Annotated in this window: 9 protein-coding genes; 6 read left to right on the top strand and 3 right to left on the bottom strand. The window is 57.7% G+C overall.

From position 1 onward, the window contains the following. Positions 1-204 precede the first annotated feature (204 nt). Positions 205-522, top strand: a complete 318-nt coding sequence (locus AABO57_28860) for a hypothetical protein (GenBank protein ID MEK6289745.1) — start codon at positions 205-207, stop codon at positions 520-522. Then, positions 519-938 (top strand): putative toxin-antitoxin system toxin component, PIN family, encoded by a 420-nt coding sequence (locus tag AABO57_28855; GenBank protein ID MEK6289744.1) that lies wholly within the window; start codon positions 519-521, stop codon positions 936-938. The genes AABO57_28860 and AABO57_28855 overlap by 4 nt, the downstream gene beginning before the upstream one ends. On the opposite strand, the gene hemL is transcribed toward AABO57_28855, so the two are convergent. After that, positions 931-2235, bottom strand: a complete 1305-nt coding sequence (gene hemL, locus AABO57_28850; protein ID MEK6289743.1) for a glutamate-1-semialdehyde 2,1-aminomutase — start codon at positions 2233-2235, stop codon at positions 931-933. The two genes, AABO57_28855 and hemL, sit on opposite strands and share 8 nt — an antisense overlap. 184 nt (positions 2236-2419) lie before the next feature. Between hemL and AABO57_28845 the strand changes: the two genes are divergently transcribed. The 3 genes from AABO57_28845 to AABO57_28835 all read left to right on the top strand — a co-directional run bounded on the left by AABO57_28845 (position 2420) and on the right by AABO57_28835 (position 5595). Beyond that, on the top strand, positions 2420-2926 hold the full coding sequence (locus AABO57_28845) for a hypothetical protein (GenBank protein MEK6289742.1): 507 nt from the start codon (positions 2420-2422) through the stop codon (positions 2924-2926). A 131-nt stretch (positions 2927-3057) separates the two neighbouring features. Then, positions 3058-3573, top strand: coding sequence for a zinc ribbon domain-containing protein (locus tag AABO57_28840; protein MEK6289741.1), 516 nt, complete (start codon positions 3058-3060; stop codon positions 3571-3573). A gap of 60 nt (positions 3574-3633) precedes the next feature. After that, complete coding sequence (locus tag AABO57_28835; GenBank protein MEK6289740.1) at positions 3634-5595, top strand: hypothetical protein; 1962 nt, start codon at positions 3634-3636, stop codon at positions 5593-5595. Between the two features lie 122 nt (positions 5596-5717). Here AABO57_28835 and hutU read toward each other — a convergent pair whose 3' ends face one another. After that, on the bottom strand, positions 5718-7379 hold the full coding sequence (hutU, locus tag AABO57_28830; protein ID MEK6289739.1) for a urocanate hydratase: 1662 nt from the start codon (positions 7377-7379) through the stop codon (positions 5718-5720). A gap of 282 nt (positions 7380-7661) precedes the next feature. On the opposite strand from hutU, the gene AABO57_28825 reads away from it, so the two are divergent. Beyond that, a complete protein-coding gene (locus AABO57_28825) occupies positions 7662-7985 on the top strand; it encodes a DUF5658 family protein (GenBank protein ID MEK6289738.1) in 324 nt (107 codons plus the stop codon). Positions 7986-8200: 215 nt separating this feature from the next. On the opposite strand, the gene AABO57_28820 is transcribed toward AABO57_28825, so the two are convergent. Continuing rightward, positions 8201-9190 (bottom strand): aldo/keto reductase, encoded by a 990-nt coding sequence (locus AABO57_28820; protein MEK6289737.1) that lies wholly within the window; start codon positions 9188-9190, stop codon positions 8201-8203. Positions 9191-9321: the final 131 nt, after the last annotated feature.

Below are 9321 nucleotides of genomic sequence, written 5' to 3'. Positions count from 1 at the left end.
CGAGTTGCCGGGGTTCTATCCGATCGGCCACTCCGCCACGAAGAGCGCCCCGTCAAAACAGTGAAGTCGAGGTTGATCTGGATTGAAGCGAACGGCAGATAACGCGACTGCATCCGCTACGATAACAAGCAGGCCGAAGGCACACCACTCTTCTTGGTGCGTTGCGTTGGTGACATCAGTGCCTGAGGATGCTACTGTTTCGACATGAAAGCATTCACCGCCGAGGACTTGCACCGCAAGGCCAGCGAACTTCGAGAAATCATTTCGCGAGAGCCGCAAGCTGTGCTCACTGCCAGCGGGGAACCGATCGCATTGCTCGTACCCGTAAATAGCGCAACGTTGGATGAAACTGCCAGCGCTATCCGGCAGGCCCGCGCTCAGCTTGCGCTTAAATCCATTCGCCAGCGCGCACGCAAGACCGGCCGCGACCGAATGACGATCGCAGAGATTGACCGCGTCATAGCAAAGACGAGAAAGGCCAAACGCAGGCGAAACACACTTCCGGAGAAGCGGCGCTCTTGATCCGAATCGTGTTGGACACGAATGTCCTGGTGTCCGGTTTGTTGTCCCATCGCGCGGCGCCCGGACAAATAGTTGGTCTTGTCACTGCGGGTGAGATCGAGTTTGCGTGCGACCAGCGAATACTTGCCGAATATCGCGACGTGTTGGCGCGTCCCGAATTGCAAATCAATCAAACGGAAGCCGAGGACGCTCTACAGCATATTGAGCAGAGCGCTCTTCTTGTGACGCCGGAGTCCTGGCCTGAGGCGCTTCCTGACCCCGACGACGAACCGTTTCTCGCCGTAGCTAAGGCGTCACTTGCTCTTTGCCTCGTGACGGGCAACCTTAAACATTTTCCTGCGAAAGCTCGTCTCGATGTTCGTGTTCTGACGCCGCGTCAGTTTGTCGATGCGCTTGGCGAGGATGAGGTCAGTTGAAACCTTCGGCTACCCGCATCGCCGAGCGTGCTGCCTCGATCGTTCTCTCAATCAATTCATCCGTGTGCGCCAGGCTAACGAACGCGCACTCGAATTGCGAAGGCGCGAGGTACACACCCTCTTCAAGCATAGCGCGGAAGAACCGCGCGTATTGATCTGTGTTGGATTTCTTAGCGCTGGGCCAATCGGTCACCGGGCCTTCGGTGAAGAACGCCGTCAGCATCGAGCCAACACGGTTGATCGTCGAGGCTATGCTTGCTTCAGCGGCTGCCCTGCGCAGGCCTTGCTCTAATCTCGCGCTGCGACGTTCGAGTTCTTCATACGGGTTTGAGTCTTTCAACAACTTCAATATCGCCAGGCCCGCGGTGACGGCAAGCGGGTTTCCTGAGAGCGTGCCCGCTTGATAGACCGGCCCTAGCGGCGCAAGTCGCTCCATCACATCGGCTCTCCCGCCGAATGCTCCGACTGGAAGTCCTCCGCCAATGATCTTGCCCAAACAAGTAAGATCAGGCCTCACTCCATACAACTCTTGAGCGCCGCCATAGGCCACGCGAAATCCTGTAATCACTTCGTCAAAAATCAAAAGCGCGCCGTGTCGTGAGGTCACTTCGCGGACCGCTTCGAGGTAGCCTGCGCGCGGGGCTACGCAGCCCATGTTCCCAGCGATCGGTTCGATGATCACGCAGGCGATCTCGCTTCCCTGCTCTTCAAAAACCTTGTCCAGCGCGGCTTCGTCGTTGAACGGAACCACTATCGTGTTGCGCGCGAAGTCGGCCGGGACGCCGGCGCTGTCGGGTGTTCCAAACGTCGCCAGCCCCGAGCCGGCCTTCACCAACAAGCTGTCGCTGTGGCCGTGATAGCAGCCCTCGAACTTGACTATTCGATCGCGTCCTGTGAATCCACGCGCCAGACGAATCGCGCTCATCGCTGCTTCGGTGCCGGAACTGGTCAACCGCACTCGTTCGATTGAGGGAAAGGCGGAGCTGATCTCAGAGGCAAGCTCGATCTCCAGTTCAGTGGGCGCCCCGTAGCTGGTTCCGCGGGCGGCGGCTTCGCGGATAGCCTCGATGACCACAGGATGCGCGTGGCCAAGTATCATCGGCCCCCAGGAACCCACGTAATCAATGTAGCGGTTGCCGTCAGCATCAGTAATGTGAGCGCCCGAGGCTTCGCGGAGGAATAGAGGGGAGCGGCCAACTGCACGAAACGCCCGGACCGGGCTGTTTACTCCACCCGGGATCAATTGTTGCGCGCGACTGAAGAGACGTTCTGACTTTGTTGTGTCGAGCTTCGCCATTCGTGTCCTCTAGTTAGGAGATCGATGCTTTCAGCCGTATACTCCGAAGTAGCATAGCCTGGCAGCGCAGGCATCCCTGCGCTGCCTTCTTCTCACGCAACGCAAAACAGGCAGGGATGCCTGCGCTCCCAGGCTATGCCACGCCGGAGTATAACAATCGCCGTTCAATCGAGTAAGGGAAGCAATGAAGCCGAAGCATCATTTCTGGTCGTCACTTGCCGCAGGCGGCGCGCTCTACTGGGCTACCGGATCGAGCGCGGCGCTGGCGGGCTCGATGATCGGCGGCTTCCTGATTGACGCCGATCACGTCATTGATCAATGGTGGTCAATGCGTCACGGCGCTCCGTTCAGGCAAAAGCCCGCAGAGCAAAAGCCCGTAGATTCTGGACCCGGCAGCAACTCGACGATGGACCGTATCAGCGCGTCGCTGGTCAAGAACTTTCGTCCGCGCAAACTGCTTCGTCTGCCGCTGATCTTTCACTCCTACGAACTGCTGGCGTTGATTACCGTCGTGACCCTCAACTCGCGAACGCCGTTGTTGATCGGACTGCTATCAGGCTACGTGCTTCACCTTGCACTCGATATCTTCAGACATCATCATGAGTTTCGGTCGCCCTTGTTTTATTTGCTGACATACAGACTGGCGCAAGGGTTTCGCCGAGATCAATTGATCAAACCCGAGTATCTCTAGTCGCAGCAGCGGCCGGAAAAGCGGAAACATGTAGGCAAGCGGAGACGTTAGTTCGTCTGGTTAGCCGCGGTTGCAGCGTGCGGGAGAGATGACACACCGCAGCGATTCGAAGTGTTCGAGGGAGGTAGGCGATGTACTGTCCCAATTGCTCAGCGGAGCCTTCAAAGGACCAAAAGTTCTGCCGGTCATGTGGGATGGAGCTGCAGGCAGTTGCAATACTTCTTGGCGCTCAGAGTAATATCGCGAAAGCGGAACGACCCGATGAAGCCTTGTTTCACGGTCATCAGCGAGCGATGCTAATCTGGGGAATGATTCTAACGTTAGGCGCCGCCGCTTTCGGGTCGAGCTTGAAGATCCTTGGGAAGGAGCATATTCAACTCGCTGGAGAGTTCACGCCGTATTTGATGGTGATCACCCTGGTGATAGCCTTCTTCGGAATGGGCCTGATGTGCTATCCATTTCTTCAGATGATATCGCCCAAACGCCGGACGAGTCTTGCGGCGACACCGAAGTCTGAGTCGATCGGGGACCCGAATTCGGCGCTTCTCCAGGAAGAGCCGCCGAGTGTAACCGAGCAGACTACCGAGTTCTTTGAAGCAACCCAGCTCGCAACTAAACCGCGCGACACGGCGCCACAAACCGAGTAATTTAGTATTTGTCACCGCCGCGGACATCGCCTATAATCGCGCTTCACCGTGGCCACTCAGATGAACAAACGCGACCTGCCCTGGGTCGCCCTCATCGCAGTGTCGTTTATGTTTGGCCTGGCCGTCTCGTGGGAGCGCTGGGGCAACCCGCTCGTAGACTGCGGCCGCGAGATGAATCAGCCACTCAGGCTCGCGCGCGACCAGATGCTGTATTCGGACGTGCGTCATATCTACGGGCCGCTTTCTCCTTACCTCAATGCGCTGCTCTATAGGATCTTTAGTCCATCGCTGGCTGTGTTATACGCGGACGGCATCGTTAGCGCTCTGCTCATTCTCGCGCTGGTCTACTGGCTCTCCCGGAGGCTCATGGGACCTGTGCCCTCAGCGGCGGCGACGCTGAGCGTGATGTGGCTGTGCGCTTTCAAGCAAGCTGGTAACTACATTCTTCCGTACTCTTATTCGGCTCTTCACGGATGCGCGCTCGGGCTGGCGTCGCTGGCTCTGCTAGTGCGCTTTGTCGAACGACGCGACGCAAGCCGGTCAACATCGAATCAAGATGTGATCACCGCAGGCGTCTCGCCATCCTCTCGCCGCGGCAATGTGTCGCTGGCGCTGGCGGGCGCCGCAGCCGGTCTGGCGATGTTGGCGAAGACTGAGATGGGACTGGCGGCAGTGAGCGCTGGAGTCGTTGCGGTCGCGTTAGCGGGCTATCCAAATGTTCGCCGGACGATTTCCTTAGGGGCAAAGTTCGTGGTGCCGGCCGCGGTGCTTGTGCTGGGAGTCTATGGGTACATCTTGTCGCGAGTTGGCTGGCAAACTCTTGCCGAAGACAGTCTACTCTTCTTTCGACACCTGCCGCCGGAGCTGGTTTATTTCAACAAACGCGTTTCCGGTTTCGATCAGCCTCTGCAATCAATAACGCAGATGATAGGCGCCGCGGTGCGCGTCGGGTCGGTTGCCGCGATTATCGCGACGGTGAGCCTGCTACTCACACGCCGCAAGCGGGACGTAGTGCCGGCCCGCCTTTCCCTGGCGGACCTCAGTGTGAGCGATGCCGGCCGAGCCAGCTATGGCCAGATCTGGCTCCTGCTTGCCGCGTCGCTACTCATCTTCGTATTGATACCGCTTGCGGGCGTTTTGAACTGGGAGAAGGGTCCTTATCTGGCGATGCCGCTGCTGTTGGTTGGATTGATGGGCCTCGAGTTCAATCGCTATCGAAAGCAGTCTAACGAAAGCGCATTAAACAGCCAGACGATAATCGTACTGGTCGTCACGGTGTACGCGCTGGCGAGCCTCGCGCGAGTGATTCTCAGAGTGCGCAGCGGAGGGGCCTACAGTTCGTACCTGTTGCCTACCTCGGTCATCCTGTTTACCTATGCCTGGGTGCATCCATTCGCGGCAATGTTTCGCGAGGACAAAACCAGACGCGCGGCTCGCAACATCGCGGTGGGGCTCATACTGGCGGACGTGGTACTGACGGCGGGGTTGCTCTCATATCGTTATCGCGATAAGAACACCTACATGCTTAAGACCGACCGGGGAACGATGCTGGCAGTCCCCGATCTGGGCGAAGCAATGAACGAAGCCATCGGCTTCATCAAGCGCGAAACTGCGGACGGCGAGTCCGTGGCTGTGATGCCCGAGGGAACGTCGTTGAACTTCTTTACCGGCCGGCCGAACCCGTTGAGAGAAGAAATCACGACGCCCGGCTATCTCGACCGCGAAGGAGAGGAACGCGCGATCAGACAGCTCCTAGAATCGAACACCCGATTGGTGCTAGTGACGAATCGGGCTACTTCCGAGTTCGGTCCGAAGGTGTTCGGGCGCGACTACTGCCAAACATTGATGCAATGGATCGAGCAGAACTTCGACGAGAGCGCGATCCTTGGTCCCGATCACGATCCGAACCAGCAGATCGGAGACAAAACGTTCTTCATTCGCGCCTACCGCAAGCGGGAGCCCGGGGCCGACGGCTCGGAACCAGTAGCAGCGATCCTGCCACGATCAAGCATGCAGAAGTAATTAGTAGCGTACTCGCGGTAACCATAGAAGATTTTGAAGCAGAGGATATCGAGACTGCCCTGATTCGTTGATTTCCTAATGCAACCCGGCCGCGGCGGGCAAAAAGCCTACTAAGACTATCTCTATCCTTCTCCGGTCCCTGGTATCTTAATTCCCTTCTGTTTGGCAGTGCGTTTCGCTTCTTCGTATCCCGCATCAACGTGACGCGCTACGCCGATGCCTGGATCGTTGGTCAACACCCGATTCAACCGCCGCGCGCCGTCTTCGGTTCCATCCGCGACCGTGACCTGCCCCGCGTGAAGCGAATAACCAATTCCTACTCCGCCTCCGTTGTGAATTGAAACCCACGATGCGCCAGACGCCGTGTTGAGCATCGCATTCAGCAACGGCCAATCGGCTATCGCGTCGGAGCCGTCGAGCATTGCTTCGGTCTCGCGATACGGAGACGCCACCGATCCGGTGTCCAGATGATCGCGGCCGATGACGATCGGCGCCTCGAGCTTGCCCGTTCGAACCATGTCGTTCATCGCCTCGCCAAACTCGGCGCGTTCCCCGTAGCCGAGCCAGCATATTCGAGCAGGCAATCCCTGAAACTGAACTCGCTGGTTTGCAAGCTTGAGCCAGCGCGACAGCACTTGATCTTCGGGGAACAACTCCAGCGCGAGGTTGTCGGTCTTGCGAATATCTTCGGGATTACCCGAGAGCGCAACCCAACGAAACGGGCCGCGACCCTGGCAGAACAGCGGCCGGATGTACTCAGGCACGAAGCCCGGAATCTCGAATGCGTCCGTCACACCGGCTTGCTGAGCCTGAGCTCGAATGTTGTTGCCATAGTCAAAAGTGACTGCGCCCTTGCGCTTCAATTCGAGCATCGCGCTTACGTGTATGGCCATCGCATCCATCGAGCGGCGTATGTACTCATCCGGAGTGTCGCGCCTCAGCGCGGCCGCTTCTTCGAGAGTCATCGCGTTGGGCACGTAGCCGCTCAGAGCATCGTGCGCGCTGGTTTGATCGGTCAACACATCCGGCACGATGCCCCGCCTCGCAAGCTCCGGTATGACATCCGCGCAGTTGCCGACGAGCCCAACCGAGACCGCCTCGCCTTTCGAGCGCGCGTCATCAATCACGCGCAACGCGTCGTCGAGATCTGTCGCCATCCGGTCGCAGTAGCCGGTCTTGATTCGCTTCTCGATGCGCGCGGGGTCGACGTCTACGCCAAGGAAGCAAGCGCCATTCATTGTTGCCGCCAGCGGTTGGGCTCCGCCCATCCCGCCCATTCCGCCCGACACGATCAGCTTGCCATCAAGCGATCCCCCGAAATGCTTGTTGGCCGCAGCCGCAAACGTTTCGAAGGTGCCTTGCACAATGCCCTGACTGCCTATGTAGATCCACGAGCCTGCGGTCATCTGCCCGTACATAGTCAGGCCAAGCCGCTCCAGTCGATGAAACTCTTTCCAGTTCGACCATTGTCCTACGAGGTTAGCATTCGCGATCAATACGCGCGGCGCGTATTCGTGAGTGCGAAAGATGCCGACAGGCTTTCCGGATTGGACCAGCAGCGTTTCATCGTTATCAAGCTCGATGAGCGAGCGAACGATCGCGTCAAACGATCGCCAATCCCGCGCCGCTTTCCCTGTGCCGCCGTAGACGATCAACTCGCCGGGCTTCTCGGCCACCTCCGGGTCCAGGTTGTTCATCAGCATCCGGAGCGCAGCCTCCTGGTGCCAGCCCTTGCAACTGATCTGGCTGCCGCGCGGCGCTGTTACTGGTCTGCTCTGACTCATGACTTTAATTGCCTGGACTCTATTTGAAATCTCAGCTCGATTGAACATCTCCTATTGGAGGAGAGAGCAATTCACAGCGACCGATTCTAGCACAGGGTCTTTTGTTGAACGAACCGCACCGTTCTTCAGGGCAATTCGAAGATGCCCCGGCCGGGTTATTGATTCGCTGGTTGCTTTGATAGTATCTTTGAACGCGGATTGACAGATCTTGGGATCGCGCGCGAAAATCGGGAGCCCATTCCCATTCGCGCGTTTGAGAAGACTGAGCAGAAGAGGTTTAGAATGGTCAGGAGCGGTGCCCCCTTTCGGAATTCCAAGTTGTTCACTTATGTCCTCGCGGCGATCGCTATGTCGGCCTACGACGCCGTCGCTACGATGCAGCACATCGGCCGCGGCGTCGCACTCGAAGGCAACCCGTTGATGGATTCGCTGATTCAGCAGAACGCGGTGTTGTTCTTTTTTGTAAAGATGGGGGTGACCGCTTTCGGGTTGCTGATCTGCTACCACTACTCTCACCTGCGAACCGCGCAACTGGGAATCAAACTGGTCGTCGGCATTTACCTATGCCTTTCTGCATACCACGGAATGATCGTGTTTCTGGGATGAATCAGCCGGCCGGCCGGCCAGTGACTTCTAACAGTGTTTCGCCACCGATCAAATAGGTACGAATCCGTCAAAGCCGTGTCATCCGTGGTCTATGAGTTCATAAAGAACCGCATTGCCAGCGCTGCATAGACCACGGATGACACTGATTCGGCCGATTTCCGCGGATACCCTCCTTTGCTAGTGAAGGGCATGCTACAGGTAACTAGCTGCCGGAATCACATATTCACGAAGCGCATCATCGCCTCCGGATATCGCATCCCGGCCGCGACTCCCTTTGGCGCAAGCTCGTCGAGGCGAGCCAGGTCCTCCGCGTTAAGCTCAACCTGCGAGGCGGCGGCGTTTTCTTCAAGGTAGCTGCGCCGCTTGGTGCCAGGTATCGGAACAATGTCCTCGCCCTGGGCCAAAACCCACGCCAACGCAAGCTGTCCCGGAGCGGCGCCTCTTTCGCGAGCCAGCTCAGTCACTCGCGTCACCAGCTCGAGATTCTTTGAAAAGTTCTCTTCTTGAAACCGCGGTGAGTAGCGGCGGTAATCATCAGCCGCGAGATCATCAATGCTCTTGATCTGACCGGTCAAGAAACCACGTCCAAGAGGACTGTACGCGACGAAGCCGATGCCAAGTTCTCGTACGGTCGCGAGAATCTCGTCCTCCGGATCGCGGCTCCAAAGCGAGTACTCGGTTTGTAGCGCGCTGATCGGATGAACGGCATGTGCCCGGCGAATCGTCTGCGGTCCAGCCTCGCTCAATCCGAGGTAACGTACCTTGCCTGCCTGCACAAGATCGGCCATCGCTCCGACGGTGTCTTCGATTGGAACATTGGTATCGACACGGTGCTGATAGTAGAGATCAATAAGTTCGACGCCTAACCTTTTTAGCGAACCGTCGCAAGCCTCGCGCACGTATTCCGGCCGGCCGTTGATCGATCGCCCAGTCGGACTGGCCGGGTCACGTTGGATGCCAAACTTTGTCGCGATGATGACTTCATCGCGCCGCGATCCAAACGCCTTACCGAGCAGCTCTTCGTTTTTGTATGGGCCGTACATGTCGGAGGTATCGAAGAAATCGATGCCGAGTTCGACCGCGCGATGAAGCGCATCGAGCGACTCCGCTTCATCGGTCGCGCCATAGAACTCGGACATTCCCATGCAGCCGAGACCTTGTTCCGAAACCACCAGCCCCTGAGTTCCCAGTTTCCGTTTCTTCACACTTTCTCCTTTGTTCCTGTTTGTAGTCCGGCCTTCAGGCGGAAGTTCGTCGTTCAGAGTTCAGAGTTCAAGCTTTAGCTTGCGTGATTCGATCGGGTAAAGCCCTGGAAGCAAGCTGAAGCTTGAACTCT

It is taken from the genome of Acidobacteriota bacterium, from assembly GCA_038040445.1.
Taxonomy (GTDB): Bacteria; Acidobacteriota; Blastocatellia; order UBA7656; family UBA7656; genus Onstottus_A; species Onstottus_A frigus.
The sequence above is the reverse complement of the archived record's forward strand: the minus strand, read 5'-3'. Positions and strand labels throughout refer to the sequence as shown.